Origin of the sequence: Nocardia sp. NPDC056100, assembly GCF_042266325.1 — a bacterium.
In the GTDB taxonomy this organism is placed as follows: Bacteria; Actinomycetota; Actinomycetes; order Mycobacteriales; family Mycobacteriaceae; genus Nocardia.
This window is the reverse complement of the sequence record NZ_JBHJVY010000008.1, coordinates 411,894-433,696: the sequence shown is the minus strand read 5'-3', so window position 1 is coordinate 433,696 and position 21,803 is coordinate 411,894. Positions and strand designations below refer to the sequence as shown.

Here is a 21,803-nt window from a genome sequence, read left to right as displayed (position 1 = left end):
GGGATTCACACCCGTCTGTCTCATCTCAGCGCCAGAAACTGTTGCGGCGCTGCTTCTTCGGGGCGGATAGCGGTTTCAAGCGGGCCGGGAGCGTGGCCGTCGCGTCCAGCACGATGAGGTTGGCTATGCGGTGCGGCAGGTCCAGGCGGGTGCGCAGGTGCGGCCAGCCGCCGTCGAGGAGTTCGACCAGGGCGGCGGAGTCCAGATCCAGATCGCAGATGGCGCGGAACAGGGCGTGCGGCTCCAGGTCGTGCTGTTGTGCGCACAGGGTGAGCAGTGCGGGCACCCGATCGTGTCCGGCGACGATGAGGATCTGCTTCAGCAGCGCGGGTGCGCCGGTGGCGTCCGAGTGTTCGGACATGCGGCGGGCGACGAACTCGTTATCGGTTTCTATTGCCGCGCTGAGCATTTCCCGGTGTTCGGCGATCAGCAGCGGGTCGTCGATCGCCGCCCGGATGAGCGCCGAGACCTCCGCCCGGGTCCAGTCGCCGCGCCCTTTGCCGCTGCGCCCGAAGAGATTCGGCCGCAACCGATTCCGCCCGGCCTGAGCCTGCGGCTGTGCCGCCTGCGCATCGAGCACCGCCAGATCCTCCAGCGCCTGCGGCAGGCCGATGACACGGCGCAGTGCGCTCCACGCCGGTTTCAGCGCGTCCACCAGCTCGGCCGGTTCGGCGCGAACGATGGTGACCGCCTTCATGAGTTCGAACGCGTCCACCGCCGGGTACCGGGTGCATTCGGCGATGAGTCCGGGCAGCCGATCCGGCGGCGCACACGCCATGATCTGCTCCAACACATAGCGATCCCGGCTGGTGCAGGAGATATTCACCATGAGCTGCGCGACGATCGCGAGCTGGCTGTACATGGCGGTGCGCAGCAATTGACTACTGCCGGTATGCACCGCCGGATCGCCGATCTCGGCGCGTACCGTCTCGTACACCAGATAGCGGTCCTTCGCGCCGACGGTGAACTCGCGCAGCGCCCGATGTCGTTGCAGCCGTTCGATGACCAGGGCGCGCTGTTCGGTATCGCCGGTGGTCCAGTCCCGTTCGAGTTGCGGCCAGACGGTTTTGGCATCGCTCGCGCTGAGCGTTCCGGTGTCCAGCCGCCGGAAGGCCGCCGCCGCCACGACTTCGCTGAGGTCGAAGCCGAGCTGCCGGGCGACCCGGGTGGCATGCCCGCGATCGCGGGTCTCGGACATGACCCGATCGATGAGCGTCTGCTCGAAGACCTCGCGCACCTGATTCCGCACCGGCAGATTCGCCAAAGCCGTTGTGACATCGGTGTTGTCGAGCGCGAGATGAATCGCGCGCCGCGCCACGGTGGCATCGGTGAACCAGTCCGGGCTCAGGGTCGGATCGGTGAGCACCTGCACCATTTGCGCGTCATCGAGCAGCGCGGGTTCCAGGGCGCGCAATTGCTGTTGATAGCACCACTGCCGAATATCGTTGACCGACACCAGCATCGCTGGCACCGCCAGTCCGGCCCGTCGATGCTCGACGATATCGCGGCCCAGGCGCTGATAGGTGTCGGCGATATTGTCGATACCGCTGTCGGCGTCGATGATCCGCCGATCCGGCGGCGGGGGAGCGGTACGGCCGATCACCGCGGTGATACCCGGCAACTCCGCCACGGGCGCGGCACCGGTGGTGAATGTCAACTCCCGCAGCGTATTCCGTGGCAGCACCCCGTACAGCGCGGACAGCATGCGCACCGCCTCTCCCGCATCCTCGACCCGGAGCGCGAGGGTCGGCCCCCGGCCGTCGAGGTGGGCGAGCACCGCGCCCACGAGCACCGGCAGCCAGGACAGTCCGAGGGCGCTCTCGACCGCCCCGGCGAGCCCGCTCCCCGTTTCGGCCGCGGCCTCCGGCCAGCTGTCGGTCGGTGAGACGGATTCGGTCAGGGTGTGCAGAAACGCACCGGATCCGAAGAGCCGCAGCGCCATCGCCCCGTCGAGTTGCTCGCGATTGCCCGCGATCAAATGCGTGACGCAGGTGCCCGGCCGCACCTGGGACGGCGTCTTCAATCCGGCGACGGCGATCCCCCTGGTCACGGTGAACTCCAGCGCGAACCCCACCGGCTCACCGCCCTCGGGCAGGGTCGCCAGCGATCCCAGTTCGCGCACCGTGAAACCCAGTGCCGCGGGCCAATTCCCGGACCGCGCCACCACACCCACTCCGGCGCCGGAGGATTCGAGATTAACCAGCGCCCAGCCACACACCAGCTGTGGAAATCCAGTCATCGGTAGGCCCGCAGCTCCTCGATCATCTCCAGCATGTACACCACCGGATCGGCCGCGCCGTACGGTTTGAAGACCGGATACGTGCCGTTACCGCGCTTACCGCAGCCCACCGCCGATACCGGGAAGTACATATTCCACGGAAAGTGAATGGACAGTGCGGAATCCACCGCCGGGAACAGCTGCCGCACCATATTGCGGGTGATCTCGCAGCGCTCCCGGATGCGCGGCGGATCGTAGGCATTGCCCGAACCATTGGTGCTGACCGGGCTGTCCGCCCAATTCGCGGGCGGGGCAACGATATTGGCCTCCGGCAGATCCAGCAGCGAGAGCAGATCGGTCTTGGCGACAATGGTCGATACGTGCAATCGCGGCGGTTCGATGGGCAACTGGATCGGATAGCTGTTCGCCGCGCGCCACAGTTTGGCGATCTGATCGATCATGAGCGTGGTGCGCCCCACGGTCTGCGAATGTTCGACGATATTGCTCAGGCTCTCCTGATCATCGGGATCGGCCTGTTCGCGCATGAGGGCCAAGTATTGCTTGTTCAGCGTGGACGGCACCACGAACCAGAGGAAATCGGCTACCGCCAGATGCGGGCTCACCCGCGCGGCGACCGCGCCGTCGGCGATGTCCTCCCCGGCCACATCCACGAACGCCAGATTCACCGCGCTCGCGGTGTGTACCGAATACGCCGTCACCAGAATGGGTCTGCGCTGTTCCAGCCCGGCCCAGGTGTGGCCTTGGGATTGCCGCTGCGCGTTCATGGCGATGCCGTCGGTGCGCTGGGTCTGGTCCATGGCCATGCGGCGCGGTCCGGTGGCGTCCAGGGCGCGGCGATCGAGCAGGCGGGCCTCCAGGGCGGTCCACAGGCTCGCGGACTTTGGGGAGACGATGAAGGAGAAGCGCCCGGCCAGGTGCGGATCGTTCATCATCGAATGGATCATGGATACGATCAGATGGCTCTTGGACGAGGCCGACTCACCGACGAAGCCGATCACCTTGGTGGGGTGATCCAGGGTGACCGGATCGAGTTCACAACCCTTGGGGCAGCGCAGATTCAGCTTGTCGAAGTAGGTTTCGATCTGTTTGGCATAGCCGCCGTTGCGCTGGCGGATGACCGTGTACCAGCGGTTGCGCTCACGGTCGTAGCGGAATTCGGTGAGGCAGTTCAGGCAGACGGTTCTCACCGCGTGCACCTCACGAGAGCACCGCGAAGGTCATGACCACGATGGTCAGCACGAAGAACGCCACGCCCACCCGGACGCCAATCCAAAGCCAGTGCGAGGCACGCGAACCCGGGTAGAGGTAACGCTGCCATGCCATGCCCGCCTGTCGATATCTCACCGCATCACCTTTTTAGAAGAGCTTTCCGATCTCGACGACCACCCAGGTGAGCAGCGTGAAAGCCAAGCCGCCCAGCATGATTCCGATGACCGCGGTGGTGGCCAGCAGGGCAGCCACGAAACGGTAGTCATCCCTGGACAATCCGGCCAAGAGCTTCTGCCTGGACGCCAGCACCGGGGCCGTCAGGTAGCTCCAGGTGGACGAATAGACCAGCGGGTCGGGCGGTTCGGACTCGGTCTCACGCGGCGGACCCGGGGTGAGCACCGATGTCAGGCGTGGCTGATCCGGAACCGCGGGCCGGGGCGCTCTGCTGGATTGCCGCGACCGTTCGATCGCCTCGCGGAAGTAATGCTGGAATTCCGCCGCGGATTGGTGCCGCTGCGTCGGATCCGGCGAAAGCGACTGCTCCAGTACGACTTTGATCTCATCCGGCATCCCGGCCGGACCGTAGGCGTGATTGAGCACCTCGGCGCACACCACCGCGAACGAGTACACATCGCTCAGGTCGGTGATCTGCCCGTGGTGCAGATACTCCGGGGCCGAATACTGCCGGGTGCCCAGCGCCCCGTGCACCTGGGTGAGCCGCTGGACGTTCTCCCGCATTTCGATGGCGATCCCGAAATCGGCGAGCTTGGCGCTCCCGTCCCGGCAGATCATGATGTTCTCGGGCTTGATATCGCGGTGCACCACCTGTTTGGAGTGCGCGTACACCAGTCCGCCGAGCGCATCGGTGAGAATTCGGAGCAGGCTCGGCAGCGCCCAGTTCTCCCGGTACCGCAGATGCTGGCGCAGATTCTCCCCGGCGATGAACTCCATCACCAGAAACGGGTATCTGCGGCCGTTTTCGACGAACACCCCCGCGTCATGCACCATCACGATGTTCACGCTGTTCATCTGGGCCGCGATCCGGGCCTCGCGTTCGAACCGCTCCTGCTGGACCCGCTCATCGCGCTCCAGCGGCATCAAACTGCCCGAGTCGAGCACCTTCACCGCAACTCGCCGTCGCAGCTGCCGGTCCCACGCGTCCCAGACCTCGGCCATACCCCCTCTGCCGACGAGTTCCCGAAGCTCATACCGGCCATTGATCAGCCTCAACCGCGTGCGATCCCTCCAAGCCCGATGAACCGCGCTCCCTCGGCCCACCTAGGACAACTCGAATCCCCGCCGAGTCTACGCGCGCGCCCACCCCGGCACCTCCCCATATTCCGCTGTCCCGCAAAACATTCAGCAAAACCTCAGCCCCCACCGACGCGTATTCACCCACACCTCGTTCACCAGCCGATTTGCGGTTCCGCACCGGTCTCCGATAACTTCTTCCAGTCGCCCCGGGCAATCGGGGCAACGGGGCTATGGCGCAGCTGGTAGCGCACCTCACTGGCAGTGAGGGGGTCAGGGGTTCGAATCCCCTTAGCTCCACGCATTGGCAAAGCCGCAGGCACTGAGCCTGCGGCTTTGTTCGTTTCACGGGTTGGATTGGGGAGGGCCAGTGAGCCGATTCTGGAAGCACGAGCTACGGGAGGCGCGGGATCGGGCGGCATTCGACGCCACCGACTTCAGCGCCATGAACTTCACCGTCACCACGGTCTCCTTCGACGGTAGCGACGAGGTCGTCGAGACCATGTCGATGGCCGATGCGTTCGCATCGCTCGGGTCGAGTCCGATGTCGGAGTCCGCCGAGGTGCGAACACGCATGTGGGACTGGTTCGCCGAGGCGCTCGCGTACACGCTGTTCACCCTGCCGCCGGACAGCCGCCTGATCTTCGCCAATCTGGTCGACGGCGAGACCGACAGATTCGTGCGATTCACCAGGTTCGACGAGTTCCTGCTCTGCGAGACCTCGACGACGTACGACAGCGAACAGCGCAATCCGAAGAAGCGGCGCGGCAGCGTCGATACGTGGAGCTATGGCGAATGGCAGGAGCCGGACCCGAAAAAGGGTATGGACAGCTGGTTCCGGATCATCGGATGGCCGGGCGCCTACACGGAATTCGAAGAGGTCGCGGATGCCGCGGTGGAGGCGTTCCGATACGTCAGTTCGGCGGAATGGCCGCAGGAACTCGTCTCCATCGCCGTCGATGTGAAAACCGACGCCGAGCTCGAGATCCCGCTGTTCGAACACGATCCCGTCGATGCCGAGACGATGACGAGCTTCCCCGCCGAACGGCTGGAGGAATTGCTCGCCATCCATGAGGAGATGCTCGACCATCAGCGGTCCGAAGGCGCTCGCGCGCACCGGCTCCGGGTGGGGATCGCGGGATCCTATGCCCGGAACCAGCACGCGGAGGTGCTGGTGATCGGCGCCGAGGACGATTGGCCCCCGACGCGCGAGCGCACCCTGGATGTCATCGCGCAGACCGGTCCCACGAGTCTGCTGGTAATGGACGTGGTGCTCGATGTGCCCGCGGGCGAGGATGTCGGCGCATACCTGGCGCTGCGCGAATTCGACGAGGTCGATACGCACCAGGGCTCCCGTCCGTACCTCGACGGAATGCTCGCCGCGGACCCGGATTTCGCCAAGGTGCTGCGCGCCAGACCCGCACTGGCCGAGGCGGTGCGGGCCGGGACGGTGCAGTTGCAGTACCACCTGATGGTCGTCTGCGATGACGGCAGCTTCTCGGCCTGTTCGTACCTCTAGCCGCCCGGCTCAGTTCATCGAGCCTTCCATCGGAATGTAGACCTCCGCCGCCTCCACGAACGCGCCGCCGATCCGCGCGGCCAGGGCCAGTGCCTCATCGGTCTTGCGCATCGCGACGCGATAGAAGTCGCGGTCGTCATCGTCCTCGCCCAGTTCGAGTAGCTCGTCGGCATTGCGCGCCAGCCAGTGCCGGGTGAGCTGGACGGCGGGCGGGCTGACGAATCCGCCGATCTCGTAATTGGTCGGAATCGTGTAGTTGGCTTCCCATTCCAGCGCCGGGAATTCCGTGCGCAGCAGGCCCAGTAGCGCCGAGTTGTCGACCAGGCCCGAATAGCCGGTCAGTTCGGCCTCGCGCTCGAGCAGCGTCGGCCAGGCCTTACCGCGCTGGATCCAGCCCGGCAGGATATTCGCGAGGAACTCGACCAGTACGAATTGCAGGTTGCCGGTGAGGACTTCGCCCGGATGAGATTGTTCGCCATTGGGTTTGGTGAACGGCTGCCCGGCACGCAGCGCCCGCACCGCATTGCGCAGCAGCACGACCTTGCCGGAAATCCCTTCGGCGAGATGCTGATCCGCCGGGAGTCTGCCCTCGGTATCCGGCCGCACTCGGCCCGGCAGGCGCGAGTCCAGAATCGAGAGCTGGTGCATCGCAAGCTGATCCACCTGATCCGGGGTGCACCGGTTGTACTGCAGCACCGTCTCCGCGACATCCTCCGGAGATTGCGCGGTGACGAAATACGGTCGCCCCCAGACATACAGCTGTGCGTCGAAGCCACTGTCGTGCCCGATCGCCTGCATCGCTCCCAGCCCCCAGGCATTGGCCCGGAACCGGACCTTGGCCTGCTCCACGCCGAACCGGATCAGATCGTCCAGATCCCGGTCGTCGCCGTAACCGGCGATATACGGAAGCACCCGGCTCTCGGCCATCCGCATATCAACCGCATGAAAACTAACGTCGTACCCCATAATTGCCAGACAGTACCGGCACTGCCAGGCAACACAATCGACCAGTCTGTTTTCGGGTTCTCACTGCCGCCGGAACAGTTCGAGGTTGTCGCGCAGGAAGTCGTCCAGGGTGCGCGGGCTGCTGCCGAGCAGCCGGGTGACGGTATCGGTGGGGTGTTCGGGGCGGGTCACCGCGAGCTGCTGGATCTCCATCACGTGGGCGGCGAGCCAGGGCGGCATACCGGCTTCTCGAACGAGGCTGTCGCGGAACGCGGTTGGCGGCAGGTCCAGGTAGCGGATGGGATGGCCGACCAGCCGGGTGAGGCGAGTGGCCAGTTCCGCGTGGGTGATCGCCTCGGTGCCGGTGAGTGTGTAAGTGCGGCCGGTGAGTTCGGGTCGGGTGAAGACGGCTGCGGCCACATCGGCGATATCACGGCAGTCGATGTAGTTGCAGGCGGCGGTGCCCATGGCTCCGGTGAACAGGGACCGGGCCGCGATGCCGGGGGCCAGGGTGAGCAGCTTCTGCATGAATGCGTAGGGGCGCAGGATGGTGTGTTCTATTCGGGACGCGCGCAGCTGCTCTTCGATGGCGTGGTGCCAGCGTGAAAAGGCAACGGGGGAACCGGGTTCGGCGGCCGGGGCCGAGAGTTTGACGATGTGCTCGATGCCGGTGGCCGCCGCGATATCGATGCACCGGTTCTCCATTTCGACCTGGCGCGGATCGTTGGTCATGGTGAGGAACAGTTGCCGGGCATCGGTGAACGCGGCTCGCAATGTGGCGGGATCCGTCGCGTCGGCGGGGTGGATTTCGGTCCATCGCAGCGTGGCCGGCGACAGCTCGGCGCGCAGGCGTTCGGGGTCGCGGGTGAGGGCCCGGCTCGGCCTGCCGAGCGCGGCGAGCCCGCGTACCAACGCGGATCCCATTGCGCTCGACGCGCCCATGACGACGATCATTGCGAATCCCTTCGGGCGCTGCCGATCCAGCGCCAGGTGGTGATGGTGGCCGCGAGCGCGGCAGCGATGGGGAAATCGATGCGGATGCGGACGGGCAGACCGGGCAGGTAATGCGCTGCGAGCCAAGCGATTACCGCCGCGAGCCCGGCTGCGGCGACGGCAGCGGCGGCGACGACGGGAACCCTCGGTGTGCCCGAATGCCGTCGATATCTCCTGCCTCGCAACAACATTCCAATGAGCGCGGCAACGATGGCGGAAGTTCCCGCGATCGAGGTGAACGCCGCGTACAGCAGATCCCGCTGTCCGGTGAGCAGGCCGCCGATACCGGCGGACAGCGCGGGTGCGAGATAGGCGACCAGGACTTCGCGCCACAGCACGAACTTAGGTGGCGGTCTTTCGAACATATCGTTAGGAACCTAACTATGTGTCTACAAAAAAGCGCGCGGGGCGACGGACCTCAGTCCGCGACCAGCGCGCCGATGCCGGAGGTGATGCGCTCGAGCAGGTCGAGGAAGAGCTTGCGCTCCTCCGGGGTCAGGGTGGTGACCATGGATTGCAGGCGGGCGAAGTGTTCGGGTGCGATCTCCCGCAGCCTGCTCGCACCGCGAGCGGTGAGGACGACCATGACGGAACGGCCGTCCTCGCCGGATCGCGTGCGGCACACCAGTTTTTCCTTCTCCAGCGTGTCTATCAGCCCGGTTACCGTGGCCCGGGTGACACCGAGGGCGGCCGCCAGCTGTGAGGGCGATTGCTCGCCGTCGCAATCCTCGAGGTGGGCCAGTAGTCGATAGCGGCCGGTGGACAGCCCGAATCTGGCGAAATGAATCTCGGTGGCCTGGCTCAGTTTCGCCCCGGTGGCCAGCAGCCGTACCGCGACGAGTACCGCCTGCGGGTCCGCCTCGCGCTCCAGTCCGTATCGCCGGAGCTGGGAGCGGGCCTGTGCCAGGGTGGGGGTCGCCGCCCCGGTCGAATCGGTGTCCACCCGACTAATATGGCACCTAACTACTGTTTCGGCAAGGTGGCGAGCATCGGCAGGAGCAGGTCGGGGCGGTACATGATGTCGTAATGCGTTGTGCCCTGAGCTACTTCCAGACGGGCCAGATTGGGATGCGCGGCATTGAGCCGGGTGACCGTATCGGCGGCGTGCTCCCGGAAGATCACATCGGATTCCGCGGTCACGATCAAGGTGGGGGCCTGGATCTCGGCCAGTCGCGCCGTCCAGTCGTAATTCTGGGCGAGCAGTTCCCTGGTCTTGGTGACCAGGGAGGTCCAGCCGTTCGGGTCCGGGGCGATAGCGGTGTACAGCTGGTGCAGCGGGGTGCCGCGCATGGCCTCCGGATCGAGTGCGGCCATGCCCGCGCGGCTTTCGGGCCGCCAGCCGTCCGATCGGAACGGCGCGCCGATCACGACCAGCCCGCTGACCAGCTCCGGTGTGCGCGCGGCCACCTGCATGGCCACCGACCCGCCGAGCGAATACCCGACGATATCGGCCTTGCCGAGATTCAGATGGGTGATGAGCGCCGAGACGTCCTCGGCGAGCGATTCATAGGCCAGCGGCCGATCGCGATCCGGGGTGTGGCCGTGCGCCTGCAACTCCACCGAGATCACCCGGCGGGTCTTGGCGAGCTCGGAAACGTAAGGACCGAAAGTGGATTCGGCGGTGCCGAGCCCGCCGTGCAGCAGCACCATCGGTCGTCCGGAACCCTGCGTCTCGTAATAGACACTGCCGCCGTTGATCTGGGCGTAGTGGCCTTTGCCGTCGGCCGATGCGCGATCGGCCGCCGCGACGGGCGTGGTCGCGGACGTGCCAGCGTCGGCGGTGTCGTCGTTGCCGCAGCCACTGACGATCAGTGCGGATAATGCGACCAGAGCGGTCAGCGGCAGAATGCGGATTCGCATGGAATTGATCCTCTCGAAAATAAGAAGTAAGCGGGCGCGTCAGTGCGCCAATTGATCCGCGCTGATCAGGAATTCCCCCGAAACCGGCGTCAGCAGTCCGATATTCGGATTGTGGCTCAGCTTGGGTATTTCGGTATGACGCGCGTTCGGAAGCACCGCGGTGATGGCGCGCGCGGCGGTGCGCAGCAGTGCTCCGCTCTTACCGCCGGAGATAACCAGGGTCGGAATTTGGATATTCGCCCAATCGGCCGGGCGCAAAGCCTCACCGCGCATGAACGGACCCATGACCGCCCAGTCGTGCGCGGCGGCGGGTGCGGTGGCCAGCAGACTCTTCCAGAAGGGGGTGAAGCGCATGATCGCGGTGAACGCGCGGGGCATACCCATCGCATTGATCATGTAGTAGCGCACCACATCCGCACGCCGGTCCGCGGCGATCAGCTCATGCAGCCGCACCGCCAAATTGGCCGGTGGCACGAAGTTCTCGCGATCGGTGACGAAGGGCGGTTCGAAGGCGATCACCTTGGTGAGGCCCGGAATTCGGCCCGAGGCGGCGGCCTGCAACGCCAGTCCCGCACCCGAGGACCAGCCGAAAATCGCGGCCCGGCCGCCCACGGCCTCGACCAGTGCGGCGAGATCGTCGATCTCATTGCCGACGTGATACTCGCCGGGGGAATCGGTGCTGTCACCGCGCCCGCGCCGGTCGTAGTTCACCACCGTGAGGCCGTAGTCGTGCGCCAATTTCTCGGCCAATTCCACCATTTTCGGGAATTTCCGATAGCTGAACGCTCCGCCGATCAGAATCACCGTTCCGGCGTCACCGCCACCGACGCGATCGTATGCCAGCTCGACGCCCCCGGGCGTAATTATGGTTTCCAACGTAATGTCCTTCTCGGCGAATGGTTTTCAGCGGCGATATCCGGCGCGCTCACCTGTCAGGACGACGGTTCGCGCCGGAATTCATCACTCGCTCACTGTGATGCGCGACATATGTTTTCGGTCCGCAGCACAATCTTCGCCAACGGCCGCGTGGCCCGGCAAGCGCCGAGTCGGCAACGCCGGGTGTAGCCGGGCTCAACGCTCACTCGTGTTGTGCGGCTTCGGCGATGACTTCGAGGAAGGGTGGTACGAGTGGGTTCCGGCCCGCGCTCGGCCACATGAGGCCGTAGTCGATGGTCGGCGCATCGTGGACGGGGACGAACACGATGCCGGGGCGGGCGTGGAATTGTTCGGCGCGCAGTGCCACGGTGCTGACCCCGATGCCCTGGCTCACGTGTACCAGAACCTCGGGCCAGAAGGTGGTGGCCGGTCCCTGCGGGATCGGGCGGCCGGACGGGGTTCGGCGCGGGAAGTGATGGTCCATCCAGTAGCGCGGGATCAGTGCGTCGTCGAGGGTGACCAGCGTGGTGTCCGCGAGGTCCTCCAGCGCCACCGATTCCCGCGTCGCGAATGAATGGCCTTGCGGGACAAGCAATCCGCGGGGTTCGCTGAACATGATCGCACCGGTGGTGATGTCGGGTTCGGCGATCGGGAATTCGGTCAGCTGCAGATCCACCGCGCCCGAACGCATTCGGCCCAGTGGGTCGGTGAGTTGGATTTCCTCGATGTCGACGGCGGTGTGCGGGTAGCGGTTTCGGAACAGCTCGGTTGCGCGTACCAGGAGGTTCCCGCTCCAGGCTCCGGAGAAGCCGAGGGTGATGGTGCGTTGAACGTTGTGGCCGCGGCTGGCGGCGGTGACGCCGGCGGAGATCTGGTCGTAGGCAGGTCGCAGATCGTCGCGCAGCTGTTTCCCGAGTGGGGTGAGCGTCACCGTGCGGCTGTTGCGCTCGAAAAGCGGTGCACCGATGCGCCTTTCGAGCTTGCGGATGGTCTGGCTGATCCGGCTCGTCGTCACGTGCAGGCGTTCGGCGGTGCGGCCGAAATGCAGTTGCTCGGCGAGCGTGAGAAACGCCTCCAGCTCGAGCCGCTCCAGCATGTGTTCCTCCATCGTGAAGCCGGACTCAACGCAGCGTTCGGAATTTCATGAACGATCGCCAAAGTACATTGCGTTTACTATTTGATCAACATTCGCGCGCAGCACCTCGGACGCACATTGCAATGGTTATGCGCGTAAATGCAATGCGTTTCGCGAACCCTGCTTTGCAATGAGGTGAGCGTGAACGCATACTGGCCAGCGGCGCGGGCAGCGCCGCACCACGATTCGGCAGATAGGACACCGGCACCGATGCCCGGAGGCAGGCTCACCGATGAAGACCGTCAACGCATCGCCGCCGGACTGGCGGCCGGGCTCGCCTACGCGGAAATCGGGCGTCGACTCGATCGGCCCGCGTCCACCATCATGCGTGAGGTCACCCGCAACGGCGGCCCCGACGGATACCGGGCGGCCCAGGCGCACAGGGACACTCGTCAACGCGCGCGTCGCAGGAAGGAGCCCCGGCCCGCCACGCCGCCGCCGCTCGACACCGCGCACGGCCGCGATCCGGGCGCGGTTCGGGACATCAGCGAGACCTTCACCGATCAACTGATGGCGCAGGGCCTGCCGCGCATGGAGGCCCGGGTGCTGTCCTGTCTGCAATTCTCCGATTCCGGCGCGCTCACCGCCGCCGATCTGGTGCGACGGCTGAGCGTCAGTGCCGCATCGGTTTCGCATGCCGTCGGGTTCCTGGAGAGTCAGTCCATGCTCCGCCGCGAGCGCGTCCCCGGTCTGCGCCGCGAACGCTATGTCATCGATGACAAGGTCTGGTTGTGCAGTCTGCTGACCTCGATGCAGACGAATCACGCGCTGGCCGTCACCTCCAAACGAGCCGCCGAGATCCTCGGCCCCGGCACCCCCGCCGGGACGCGCTTCGAATACGCCGCCGAAATCCTGGACCTGGTGAATCACGCGCTGAACGGGGCCATGGACGAATGGCGTCGCATTCTCGCCGAACGCGATGGCGGCCGTCGCTAGCGAGTCGTCCGCCCGCTCGCGGCCCGCGCATCGCTACCATCGCACTGCTTGCCTTTGGTAACGAGAATGTGCGATGAGGGGAGTACGACAATGCGATTCATGCTGTTCGGCGCTGTTGCCGCCACGTTCATCGGTGCGGGTGCGGCGATTGCCGCGCCCGCCACGGCCGATCCCGGGGATGCCTGTCAGCTCGGCTGGTCGAATGTCGGACCGCGCACCTGCGCCAAGACCGATTTCACGCTCAGCCCGGTGTTCACGCTCGGGAACGGTGTGTGCGCCGGGATGTTGTCCGCGGGCGGAACCGGATTCGACGGTCCGCTCGCGCAGTACACCGAGGCGCCCGGTGCCACGCACGCGGTCGTTCTGCGTGTGACACAAGGGTTTTCGCCGGTGGGCGAATGGGGACCGCAATTGCTGGCCTGTGATGTGACGGCCGTCGTGGATTGGCAGAATCTCGACAGCGGTCAGGCCGGTACGGTGACCCGCTTCATTCCGGCGGGCCAGCGATTGAGTCCGGCGATCATCCTCGCCGAAACCGGTTCCGGCCGAGTGCGACTCACGCTCCGCACCGATAAGCCGAATATCCCGGCCGTGACCGAGATATTCGTGCCGTAGCGCGCTAGCCGGAGATGCTGGGCAGCGGGCAGCCGAAGCTGCCGGTGGCGGCGGAGGCGCGGACCTGGACGGTCAGCGGTGCCAGCGTGATCCAGTCGGAGCCCCAGCCGCCGGTCGCGGTGAGCACATGCTGACCGGCGGTCTTCGGGGTCCAGGTGACCTTCGCCGGGCTGGGGATCAGGCCGCCCACTTTGCCGGTGCCGATGACGGCGCCGTTGTCGGAGAACGTGATCGGCATGCTGTTGGTCGAACTGCTACCGCCGCCGACGATATCTCCGCTGGTCAGGGTGTAACTGCACCCGGCCTGCGGCGCCGATGAGCCATCCAGCGTCACGGCGCCGTAGTCGGCCGCCGCCGCGTTCGGGGCGGTCGCCAGCAATACCGCGCCGAGTCCGGCGATCGCCGTCGCGGCGAGCTTGGCGCCGCGCACCCGAGAAGTTGTCATGAGAGCCCTTCCACTACGAAATGCCCATGCGTTCATGGACCTCCGGCACGAATCCGAGATCACGCCGACCAAGTGAAATTATCACGCTTCAAATTGCGTGGAGCTTGATTCAGGCAGCTGAAGATAGGGGCTTGACGAGCGCTCAGAAGGCGGCCAAGCGGGCCAATTCCACTCGATTGGCGACGCCGAGTTTGGGGAAGGCCCGATAGAGATGATGGCCAACGGTTTTGGGGCTGATGAAGAGTTTCGCGCCTATCTCCTTGTTCGTGGCCCCGGTGGCGGCGAGCCGGACCACCTGGAGTTCCTGCGGGGTGAGGGCGGCGACGGCTTCGATCATGGGGGTGGCGAGCTGAGGCGAGGCATCCCCGGCGGCGCGGAGTTCGGTGCGGGCGTGGGCGGCCCAGGGGAGCGCGCCCAAACGATCGAAAGTCTCTGCGGCGGTGCGCAATTGGGTGCGGGCCTCGCCGATGCTGCGTTCGCGGCGTAGCCATTCGCCGTAGAGCAGCGCGGTGCGCGCCTGGTCATACCGAAGACCTTCGGACGCTTGGATTTTCAGAGCGGTGGCATAGGCTTCGCCATTCCCGTCGAGCAGGGCGCGCGAGCGCAGCGCGATGGCGTCGGCGAAGGGGGAGCCCAGGGCGGCGGTCCAGTGCTCGATCTCCGCCATCGCCGCCGCGGCGCGTTCGGGTTGCCGCGCCCGGACCGCGGCTTCGACCAGATCGCGCAGCAGATGCAGCCAGTGCCCGCGAATCCGGTTGGGAACGCGGTGTAGTGCGTCCAGACGATCCAGTGCCGGTTCATAGCGTCCATGCGCGAGATCGAGCAGGCTCAGCGCCCATTCGTGATGCACGTGGTCGATGAAATTGTCCTGGCCGAAGGAGCGGTGCGATGCCATCAATTCGTGGCAGCGCTGCTCATCGCCGCGAAAACCGGCGATCAGCGCGAGATAGGTCTCGCCGGTGGCGATATTGCCGCCCTGGCCGATATCGCGGGCGACCCGTTGCGCCTGCGCCGCCATCGATTCGGCTTCGTGCAACCGACCCAGCATGAGTTCGGAGGCGGTGGCGAGCAGGGCCGCGGTGGGGAACCGGCTGATCATGCCCCGGCTCTGCGCGCTGTCCAGCATTCGGTTGGCCAGCGTCCGCGCGTCCTCGAGGTCGCCGATGAGCATGGCCTGCCCGGTCGCCGCCAGCATCAGCGCCGGATCCTCGGTGCTATGCCCGGCCGCGACGGTCGCCCGCACGATCGTGATCCCCGTGGACAGCTCATCGGTATGCAGAGCCAGCGGTCCGTCCATCGCGGCGAGGAATGCCGCGCGCTCGCCGTCGGGCAGTCGCAGCGCCGCCAGTTTGGCGCGTGCGGCGCGTGCGGATACCGGATCGCCCATGGCCCAGGACGCGTGGCCCGCCTGGAGAAACAGTGGACCCGCGCGTTCGGGGTCGACGGCGGCGACGTGGTCGGCCGCCGCGACCAGCGAGTCCCGCGATTTGCGCAGATTGCCGCGTTCGAATTCGATGAATGCGTCGATCCAGCCCAGCCGAGCGCGGCCGTCGGCGGCCAGCGGTAGCTGTTCGGTCTGTCGTGCCAGGTCCGATGCGCGCTGATAGCCGCCGGCCGCGGCCGCCCATTCGGTGGCGAGCAGCATTCGGCGACTGCGGATTTCGCGATCGGGGGTGAGCAGGGCGGCGCGTTCCATGGCGGCGGAGGCGGCCGAATATCCGGCGCGGTTCACCGCCCGCGCGGCCGCGGACTCCAGCAGTGCGGCGGTGTCCTCGTCCTGGCCGATGGTCGCGGCGGCCAGATGCCAGGCGCGACCATCCGGATCGTCGGTCGACAGGGCCGCGAGTTCGGTGTGCGCGGACTGGCGTTCACGGAAGGTCGCGCCGTGATAGACGGCCGCGCGGGCGAGGGGATGCCGGAATCGAATCGCCTGCGCGGTGATATCGATCAGTCCGGCGGTCTCGGCCTCGGTCAGGCTGTCGTGATCGAGACCGAGCGCGTCCAGCGCCTGCAATATGAGCCGTGGATCACCGGCCGGTTCGGCGGCCGCGATCAGCAGTGCGGTCCGGCAGCCCGCGGAATGCGCGGCGATCTGGCGCTGATAGCCACTGGCTATCCGATACGGCAGCGGGAGCGGGCCGACGGGCAGTGCGTCCAGGTCCATGCGTGGTAGTTCCAGCAGCGCCAGGGGATTTCCACCGGCCTCCCGCAGAACTCTGCGCCGCACAGCATGATTCAGGCTCGGCCAGCGGTCGGCGAGCAGTGCGGCGGCGGCGCGCTCATCGAGCGGCGGCAGCGGGAGTTCGGGCACTCCGGGGAGTTCGGCGTCGCCGCGGCTGGCGAAGAGCATCACGATGCCTTCCGCGCCGAGCCTGCGCGCGGCGAACCGCAGCGCTTCCGCGGATGCCCGGTCCAGCCACTGCACATCGTCGACCGTGCACAGCACCGGTTGTTCGTCGGCGAGTTCGGCGAGCAGCGAGAGTGTGGCCAAGCCCACCAGGAAGCGATCGACCGGCTGGGTCGCGACGGTGAGGCCGATCACCGCCCGCAGTGCGTCCGCCTGCGGTTGCGGGAGCGTGTCCAGGGGCAGTGCCTCGATATGCCCGCAGGCGGCGATCAGTAGTGCGTGCAATCCGGCGAAGGGGAATTCGGAGTCGCCGTCCACCCCGGCACAACGCAGTATCCGCCACGTTCCGCCGGTCAGCTCCACCGCGCGGTCCAGCAGCGCGGTCTTGCCGGAGCCCGCGTCGGCGACGATTTCCAGGGCAGCGCTCTGACCGTTCCCGGCCTGGTTCAGAAGTGTGCTGATCCGCCGTTCCTCGAGCTCTCGGCCGTACAGCATGCAGCCAAACTTATCGGTGAGGCAAAGGCGCGGCAAACAGATACTTTCTAGGGCACATGCCCGATACCGCCCCGCCCCGCGCCTTCCTAGGGTCTCTAACGGAGATCGGAACGACCATCCGGTTTGCGTCGCTTCGATGTCGAGGGGTTGACGAAGCGCACCGACCGCCACCGGATGGCGTCCCGTCCCACCGGTATTCCTTCACCACCGTCACCCGGGCGTTCCGCGACGCAGACAGCTACGGGGCGGTGCGTCTTGCGACGCACCGCCCCGTGTTATCGGCTGAAGTGACTATCAGTTGAGGCCCGTTACGTCCTGGGCTATTGCGGCGAAACGGGTTTCGGCTGCTGAGACTACGTTGGTGCGGTTTTTGTGGGCTTCCTCGTAGGCGAGGACCGCGCGGATGTCGGCGGGGCGGGTGAGGGATTTGATGGCGCTTACGGCCTGGTTGACGTTGAGGTTGTCGTAGTTGTCTACGGGGAGTTCGTCGGATTCCAGGACGCCGGTGGTGGTGCGCAGGGAGTGGAGGGTGTCGGCGGCGGTGTCGACGCCCTCGCGGCGGGTGACTCGTTCGGCGGTGGCCAGGGCCGAGTCACGGGAGGCGCTCAGGGTTTTGGCGGCTACCTGGCTCGCGTGGGCGCCGCGGTCGAGGGCTTCCTCCAGGGCCGGTCCGGCCGAGCGGAAGAGGTCGAGCAGGCGGTCTATGCCCTGGGTGGACCAGGTGATCGGGAGGTTGGCCAGGCGTACCGCGGTGCCGGTGGCGGCCTGGAAGGGGGTGCGGCGCAGGGCGGCCGGGCCGCCGAGGGCGTCCTCGGCCAGCACGGTGGTGAGCCACTGCACGGTCGCGGTGTGCGCGCTGATCAGGCGGTCGGCCAGGGTGACCAGATCCGCGCGCTGGGCATCGGTGGCCAGGGCCTTGATATAGCGGGCTCGGTCGAGCAGCCGGTGTTCGAGGGCGAGATCGTTCAACAGTGCCTCGTCGAACGACTGTGCCTGCTCGCCAACGGTTTTGAAGCTAGCGGCGGCCCGTCCGAGGAAGGGGCCGATCAGCTGCGGTACGCCGCCTAGTTCGCGAATGGCGGCCTCGACGGCCTCGGCGCGGGCGCGGGCGTTGTCCGCGTTCTCGGACAGCTCGCGGCGCACGGCCTCCGTGCGAGCCTGCGCGGTACGGGTTTCGGCGATCTGGATTTCGGTATGGGTCAGATCGCGCACGGTGCGCAGTTGCGTCAGCAGGGTGGTGGTGTCGCGTGTGCTCATGGATTCTGGTCCTTCGCATCGACATTGGGTGATGGCGCGAAGTGCGCCATTGGTTGGACTACCCGCTGATCGCATCCGAAACATCACAGCGCGGGGTTCGGGGTGAGCAACCACACGGCGAAACCCAGCTTTCCGGGTCATGACACGGCTAGATCTTTACGTAAGGTAAAGACCTGTGTTGAAAGAGGGGCTACGCGAGTTCAGATGTTCGGGTGCAACGGTTTTCGCACTATCCCTCGGTGCGGTGATCGCATTGACGCTGGTCTTCGCCACGGTCGACCCGTGGATGCACGAATCCGGCGGCATCCTCGCGGGCGGGCTGGACGCGCACGTGTACCGCGACGGCGCGGACCGGGTGCTGCACGGCCGCCCGCTGTACACGGAGCCAACGTTTTTCGGGCTGCTGTACACGTACACACCGTTCTCGGCACTGGTATTCCTGCCTATCGTGGTGCTGCCCTGGAGCTGGGTCACGTACTCATCGCTGCTGGTGAATGTCGTTGTGCTGTACGGCTGCGTGTTGTTGAGCTGGCGCATCCTGGGATATCGCCTGAACGCCCGGCTGGCGGGAATCAGTGCGCTGCTTGCGATTACCTGCCTGTTCCTGGAACCGGTGCGCACCACGCTCTTCTACGGCCAGATCAATCTGGTGCTGATGCTGTTGGTGCTCTGGGATTTCGCGCGCGCGGACGACAGCCGCCTGCGCGGTATCGGAGCCGGTATCGCGGCGGGCATCAAACTCGTCCCCGCGTATTTCGCGGTGCAGTACCTCGCACTGCGCCAATGGCGTTCGGCGGCAACCGTCGTGGCCGGATTCCTCGGTTCGATCGCACTGGCCTGGCTCATTCTGCCCGCCGATTCGCATCGCTACTGGTTCGAGACCTTCTTCCAGTCCGAGCGCATCGCACCCGACACCAATCCGGCCAATCAATCACTGCGCGGCATGCTCGCGCACTGGACCGGCGGTTCCGCGCCGATCTGGCTCTGGTTCGCGGTCGTCGTAGTGGTGACCTTCACGAGCCTCGCGCTCACCGTGGCCCTGCAGCGCCGCGGCGAACGCCTGCTGGTGGTGACCATCGCGGGCATGACGGCCTGCGCGGTATCCCCGTACGCCTGGGGCCATCACTGGGTGTGGTTCGTCCCGCTGCTGGTCCATCTCGTCCATCGCGCGCAATCGAACTCCCGCTGGTGGATCGCGGCCGCGGCGCTGTTCGTCGCGACCGGCGCGTGGGCGTATCACTGGGGCGAGAACTATGTGTCGGTGGGAATCTTCCTGCTACCGAAACCCTGGCACAGCGAGGCCATCCTGGAGAACTCCCACATCCTGGTCTATTTCGCCGTGCTGCTCTACGGCTTCCTGATTTCGTACCGGTCGCCATCCTTCCCGCTCTCGGCAACGAATAAATGATCAGCACACCCTTCGATCCGGATTCCGGTTCGCGGGGAAGGGCGAATCTAGTTGATCTATAAGTATCTTTCGCGAAGGAGGAAAGGCATGATCCCGCATTTCATCGGTGACCTGGTCGCAGCGGTCAACGACCTCCTCGGGAGGTTGCTGCTTCCGTAGCCGGACCACCCGGGGCGGTGTGAGCCGCCCCGGGTGCGGGTACGTCTTGTAAAATACATGGCTTGCCATCTAATATTGCGGGTATGACGCCGCGCGAGCCGCTGGACCGCAGTTCCTCACTGGGCTACGGGATCAACCATCTGGCGCGCCTCATGGAACAGGCCCTGCGGGATCGAATCGCCGAACACGGCGTGGTGCCGGGACAATTCGCACAACTGCTGGCGCTCTACGAGCAGGAGGGCCTGACCCAGCACGAACTCTGCGAGCGGGTCCGCATCGATCAGTCCACCATGGCCCACACGCTCAAGCGGATGGAGCGAGACGGGCTCATCGAACGCAGTCCCGATCCGGCGGACGGGCGGCGAGCACTGATCCACCTCACCGACCGGGCTCGTGGCTTGCGCGCCGTATTGCAATCGGCCGCGCGCGAAGTTAATGCCGCTGCTACCGAAGGGTTTTCGGACGCCGAGCGGGAAGCACTGCTGCGCGCCGTGCGTCACGCGATCGGCAATCTCGAGGACGATCGCCCCACCTGATCATCGAACAAGAGGTGCACCAATGCTTTCCCGCATCCATCCCATCGCGGGCGCACTCGGACTGACCACCATCCTCACCTTCTGGCTCGCCACCGTCGCGACCGAGATCTTCGGTTCGAAACAGGCCGTCACGACCGTCAAACAGGCTGTTCCATGGGGTTTGCCGTTACTGGTGCTCGCCCTGGCGCTCACCGGAGCGAGTGGATTCCGATTGGCGGGCAAAGCCTCCCACCCGATCATCGCCGCCAAGAAACGACGAATGCCGTTCATCGCAGGTAATGGGCTGCTGGTGTTGATTCCGTCCGCGATCACCCTGGACGTACTCGCCGGGCGCGGCGATTTCGGCATCGTCTTCTACAGCGTGCAGGCGGTGGAAATCATGGCGGGCGCGGTCAATATCGTGCTGATGTCGCTCAGTATCCGGGACGGTCTGCGACTGACCGGACGTCGCGGCGGTGACAAGACCGAATCCGCCGGAAATTCGGCAACTTCGGCTGAGGGACAGTGGGATTCGAGCCGCCTGGGGTAACTTTGATGGGCAATCAGGTGGGAGGTATAAGGGTGGATACCGTGATGCGACATCGAAACTCGCGGGGGAATTGGCGGCGCAAGGCCGGTACGATCGCCGCGGCGGTGGTCCTGCTCGGCGCGGCGGGGGTGGAGGTCGCCGCCGCCGCTCCCGTGCCCGGTCCGGTATTGCGTTCTCCCGCAGGCGGTTACCAGGAGCTTTGGGTGCCGTCCGCGATGGGGAAGATCAAGGTTCAGGTGCAGTGGGCGGCGCGCGGCGGGAGTTCGGCGCTGTATCTGCTGGACGGGTTGCGCGCACCGGGGGATCACAGTCAATGGACCAGTGATACCGACGCGCTGCGCCAATTCGTCGGGGACAATGTGACTTTGGTGTTCCCGGTGGGCGGGCACTCCAGCTTCTATACGGACTGGTATCGGCCCAGCAGCACCAATCAGCAAGCGACGAAGTACAAGTGGGAAACCTTCCTGACCAAGGATCTGCCCGCGTATCTGGCGGGCTACGGCGTCTCGCGCACCAATAACGCGATCGTCGGCGCGTCCATGGGCGGTAATGCGGCGCTCACGCTGGCCGCACATCATCGCGATCAATTCCGCTTCGCCGGATCCTTCTCCGGTTATGTGCACCCGACGTTCCCGATGTGGAATGAGGCCATGCGCGCCGCCATGCGCGATGAGGGCAACTTCAATGTCGACGATATGTGGGGTCCGGCTTCGGATCCCGCGTGGGTGCGCAATGACGCCACCGATCAGGCCGAATTGCTGCGCGGGCTGCCGATGTACATCTGGTCCGGCAATGCGCTGCCCGGATTGGCCGATCTGCCGTTCGGGCTGGGCAATACCCTCAATGCCATGGGGCTGGAAGCGATGACCTTGATCGCGAATCAGATGTTCCGGGATCGGCTGGGAGCCTTGGGGATTCCCGCGCGCATCGAACTCGGCAATGGCACGCACACCTGGCCGTACTGGCAGCAGGCACTGGCGAACGCCCGCCCCATGATTCTGGACGCCCTCAACGCGCACTGACGGATCCCGTTGATTCGCGGTATTTTT

General features: G+C 65.9%; 21 protein-coding genes and 1 tRNA gene. 8 read left to right on the top strand and 14 right to left on the bottom strand.

Features of this window, described 5'->3' with window-relative positions:
• Positions 1–25: 25 nt before the first annotated feature.
• Genes ACFC0O_RS45865 through ACFC0O_RS45850 form a run of 4 tightly spaced genes read right to left on the bottom strand, consistent with a single transcriptional unit; the run spans position 26 to position 4,726 of the window.
• Positions 26–2,239, bottom strand: a complete 2,214-nt coding sequence (locus tag ACFC0O_RS45865) for a hypothetical protein (RefSeq protein WP_375968570.1) — start codon at positions 2,237–2,239, stop codon at positions 26–28.
• Entirely contained in the window at positions 2,236–3,426 is a 1,191-nt protein-coding gene (locus tag ACFC0O_RS45860; protein ID WP_364638842.1) for a hypothetical protein, read from the bottom strand. Before ACFC0O_RS45860 ends, ACFC0O_RS45865 begins: the two co-directional genes overlap by 4 nt.
• A gap of 10 nt (positions 3,427–3,436) precedes the next feature.
• Positions 3,437–3,583, bottom strand: coding sequence for a hypothetical protein (locus tag ACFC0O_RS45855; RefSeq protein ID WP_364638839.1), 147 nt, complete (start codon positions 3,581–3,583; stop codon positions 3,437–3,439).
• Positions 3,584–3,595: 12 nt separating this feature from the next.
• Positions 3,596–4,726, bottom strand: coding sequence for a serine/threonine-protein kinase (locus ACFC0O_RS45850; RefSeq protein ID WP_375968569.1), 1,131 nt, complete (start codon positions 4,724–4,726; stop codon positions 3,596–3,598).
• A gap of 200 nt (positions 4,727–4,926) precedes the next feature.
• Between ACFC0O_RS45850 and ACFC0O_RS45845 the strand changes: the two genes are divergently transcribed.
• Both ACFC0O_RS45845 and ACFC0O_RS45840 read left to right on the top strand, forming a co-directional pair.
• A tRNA-Ala gene (locus tag ACFC0O_RS45845) sits at positions 4,927–4,999 on the top strand.
• A 70-nt stretch (positions 5,000–5,069) separates the two neighbouring features.
• Positions 5,070–6,218, top strand: coding sequence for a hypothetical protein (locus ACFC0O_RS45840; RefSeq protein ID WP_375968568.1), 1,149 nt, complete (start codon positions 5,070–5,072; stop codon positions 6,216–6,218).
• Between the two features lie 9 nt (positions 6,219–6,227).
• Here ACFC0O_RS45840 and ACFC0O_RS45835 read toward each other — a convergent pair whose 3' ends face one another.
• The 7 genes from ACFC0O_RS45835 to ACFC0O_RS45805 form a co-directional block, all read right to left on the bottom strand.
• Positions 6,228–7,145 carry a hypothetical protein gene (locus ACFC0O_RS45835; RefSeq protein WP_375968567.1) on the bottom strand — a complete coding sequence of 306 codons (918 nt, stop codon included), beginning with the start codon at positions 7,143–7,145 and terminating at the stop codon, positions 6,228–6,230.
• 99 nt (positions 7,146–7,244) lie between these two features.
• Complete coding sequence (locus ACFC0O_RS45830) at positions 7,245–8,117, bottom strand: NmrA family NAD(P)-binding protein (RefSeq protein WP_375968566.1); 873 nt, start codon at positions 8,115–8,117, stop codon at positions 7,245–7,247.
• Complete coding sequence (locus ACFC0O_RS45825; protein ID WP_375968565.1) at positions 8,114–8,521, bottom strand: hypothetical protein; 408 nt, start codon at positions 8,519–8,521, stop codon at positions 8,114–8,116. The genes ACFC0O_RS45830 and ACFC0O_RS45825 overlap by 4 nt, the downstream gene beginning before the upstream one ends.
• 53 nt (positions 8,522–8,574) lie before the next feature.
• Positions 8,575–9,099: a MarR family winged helix-turn-helix transcriptional regulator gene (locus tag ACFC0O_RS45820; protein ID WP_375968564.1), complete on the bottom strand. Its 525-nt coding sequence runs from the start codon at positions 9,097–9,099 to the stop codon at positions 8,575–8,577.
• A gap of 20 nt (positions 9,100–9,119) precedes the next feature.
• Positions 9,120–10,016, bottom strand: coding sequence for an alpha/beta fold hydrolase (locus ACFC0O_RS45815; protein WP_375968563.1), 897 nt, complete (start codon positions 10,014–10,016; stop codon positions 9,120–9,122).
• 39 nt (positions 10,017–10,055) lie between these two features.
• Positions 10,056–10,892: an alpha/beta fold hydrolase gene (locus ACFC0O_RS45810; RefSeq protein WP_375968562.1), complete on the bottom strand. Its 837-nt coding sequence runs from the start codon at positions 10,890–10,892 to the stop codon at positions 10,056–10,058.
• A gap of 202 nt (positions 10,893–11,094) precedes the next feature.
• The gene (locus tag ACFC0O_RS45805; RefSeq protein ID WP_375968561.1) at positions 11,095–11,988 is read right to left on the bottom strand and encodes a LysR family transcriptional regulator; all 894 of its coding nucleotides are present in this window, start codon (positions 11,986–11,988) and stop codon (positions 11,095–11,097) included.
• A gap of 249 nt (positions 11,989–12,237) precedes the next feature.
• On the opposite strand from ACFC0O_RS45805, the gene ACFC0O_RS45800 reads away from it, so the two are divergent.
• Complete coding sequence (locus tag ACFC0O_RS45800; RefSeq protein WP_375968560.1) at positions 12,238–12,963, top strand: helix-turn-helix domain-containing protein; 726 nt, start codon at positions 12,238–12,240, stop codon at positions 12,961–12,963.
• A gap of 90 nt (positions 12,964–13,053) precedes the next feature.
• Complete coding sequence (locus ACFC0O_RS45795) at positions 13,054–13,578, top strand: hypothetical protein (RefSeq protein WP_375968559.1); 525 nt, start codon at positions 13,054–13,056, stop codon at positions 13,576–13,578.
• A 4-nt stretch (positions 13,579–13,582) separates the two neighbouring features.
• Here the strand turns inward: ACFC0O_RS45795 and ACFC0O_RS45790 are convergent, their stop codons facing one another.
• The 3 genes from ACFC0O_RS45790 to ACFC0O_RS45780 all read right to left on the bottom strand — a co-directional run bounded on the left by ACFC0O_RS45790 (position 13,583) and on the right by ACFC0O_RS45780 (position 18,122).
• Positions 13,583–14,023 (bottom strand): hypothetical protein, encoded by a 441-nt coding sequence (locus tag ACFC0O_RS45790; protein ID WP_375968558.1) that lies wholly within the window; start codon positions 14,021–14,023, stop codon positions 13,583–13,585.
• A gap of 142 nt (positions 14,024–14,165) precedes the next feature.
• Positions 14,166–16,865 carry a LuxR C-terminal-related transcriptional regulator gene (locus tag ACFC0O_RS45785; RefSeq protein ID WP_375968557.1) on the bottom strand — a complete coding sequence of 900 codons (2,700 nt, stop codon included), beginning with the start codon at positions 16,863–16,865 and terminating at the stop codon, positions 14,166–14,168.
• A 294-nt stretch (positions 16,866–17,159) separates the two neighbouring features.
• Positions 17,160–18,122 (bottom strand): ferritin-like domain-containing protein, encoded by a 963-nt coding sequence (locus tag ACFC0O_RS45780; RefSeq protein WP_375968556.1) that lies wholly within the window; start codon positions 18,120–18,122, stop codon positions 17,160–17,162.
• Positions 18,123–18,366: 244 nt separating this feature from the next.
• On the opposite strand from ACFC0O_RS45780, the gene ACFC0O_RS45775 reads away from it, so the two are divergent.
• From ACFC0O_RS45775 to ACFC0O_RS45760, 4 genes are all read left to right on the top strand, one after another.
• The gene (locus tag ACFC0O_RS45775; protein WP_375968555.1) at positions 18,367–19,530 is read left to right on the top strand and encodes a glycosyltransferase 87 family protein; all 1,164 of its coding nucleotides are present in this window, start codon (positions 18,367–18,369) and stop codon (positions 19,528–19,530) included.
• Between the two features lie 242 nt (positions 19,531–19,772).
• Positions 19,773–20,225 (top strand): MarR family winged helix-turn-helix transcriptional regulator, encoded by a 453-nt coding sequence (locus ACFC0O_RS45770; protein ID WP_375968554.1) that lies wholly within the window; start codon positions 19,773–19,775, stop codon positions 20,223–20,225.
• 22 nt (positions 20,226–20,247) lie between these two features.
• Entirely contained in the window at positions 20,248–20,754 is a 507-nt protein-coding gene (locus ACFC0O_RS45765) for a hypothetical protein (protein ID WP_375968553.1), read from the top strand.
• A 44-nt stretch (positions 20,755–20,798) separates the two neighbouring features.
• A complete protein-coding gene (locus ACFC0O_RS45760) occupies positions 20,799–21,776 on the top strand; it encodes an alpha/beta hydrolase (RefSeq protein ID WP_375968552.1) in 978 nt (325 codons plus the stop codon).
• Positions 21,777–21,803 lie beyond the last annotated feature (27 nt).

Excerpts from the sequence above, each read along its gene's own strand:
- ACFC0O_RS45770 (WP_375968554.1), top strand. The coding sequence starts at position 19,773 with ATGACGCCGCGCGAGCCGCTGGACCGCAGTTCCTCACTGGGCTACGGG.
- ACFC0O_RS45815 (WP_375968563.1), bottom strand. The coding sequence starts at position 10,016 with ATGCGAATCCGCATTCTGCCGCTGACCGCTCTGGTCGCATTATCCGCA.
- ACFC0O_RS45835 (WP_375968567.1), bottom strand. The coding sequence starts at position 7,145 with ATGGCCGAGAGCCGGGTGCTTCCGTATATCGCCGGTTACGGCGACGAC.
- ACFC0O_RS45795 (WP_375968559.1), top strand. The coding sequence starts at position 13,054 with ATGCGATTCATGCTGTTCGGCGCTGTTGCCGCCACGTTCATCGGTGCG.
- ACFC0O_RS45865 (WP_375968570.1), bottom strand. The coding sequence starts at position 2,239 with ATGACTGGATTTCCACAGCTGGTGTGTGGCTGGGCGCTGGTTAATCTC.
- ACFC0O_RS45825 (WP_375968565.1), bottom strand. The coding sequence starts at position 8,521 with ATGTTCGAAAGACCGCCACCTAAGTTCGTGCTGTGGCGCGAAGTCCTG.
- ACFC0O_RS45785 (WP_375968557.1), bottom strand. The coding sequence starts at position 16,865 with ATGCTGTACGGCCGAGAGCTCGAGGAACGGCGGATCAGCACACTTCTG.
- ACFC0O_RS45760 (WP_375968552.1), top strand. The coding sequence starts at position 20,799 with ATGCGACATCGAAACTCGCGGGGGAATTGGCGGCGCAAGGCCGGTACG.
- ACFC0O_RS45805 (WP_375968561.1), bottom strand. The coding sequence starts at position 11,988 with ATGCTGGAGCGGCTCGAGCTGGAGGCGTTTCTCACGCTCGCCGAGCAA.
- ACFC0O_RS45830 (WP_375968566.1), bottom strand. The coding sequence starts at position 8,117 with ATGATCGTCGTCATGGGCGCGTCGAGCGCAATGGGATCCGCGTTGGTA.
- ACFC0O_RS45800 (WP_375968560.1), top strand. The coding sequence starts at position 12,238 with ATGCCCGGAGGCAGGCTCACCGATGAAGACCGTCAACGCATCGCCGCC.
- ACFC0O_RS45780 (WP_375968556.1), bottom strand. The coding sequence starts at position 18,122 with ATGAGCACACGCGACACCACCACCCTGCTGACGCAACTGCGCACCGTG.
- ACFC0O_RS45790 (WP_375968558.1), bottom strand. The coding sequence starts at position 14,023 with ATGACAACTTCTCGGGTGCGCGGCGCCAAGCTCGCCGCGACGGCGATC.
- ACFC0O_RS45765 (WP_375968553.1), top strand. The coding sequence starts at position 20,248 with ATGCTTTCCCGCATCCATCCCATCGCGGGCGCACTCGGACTGACCACC.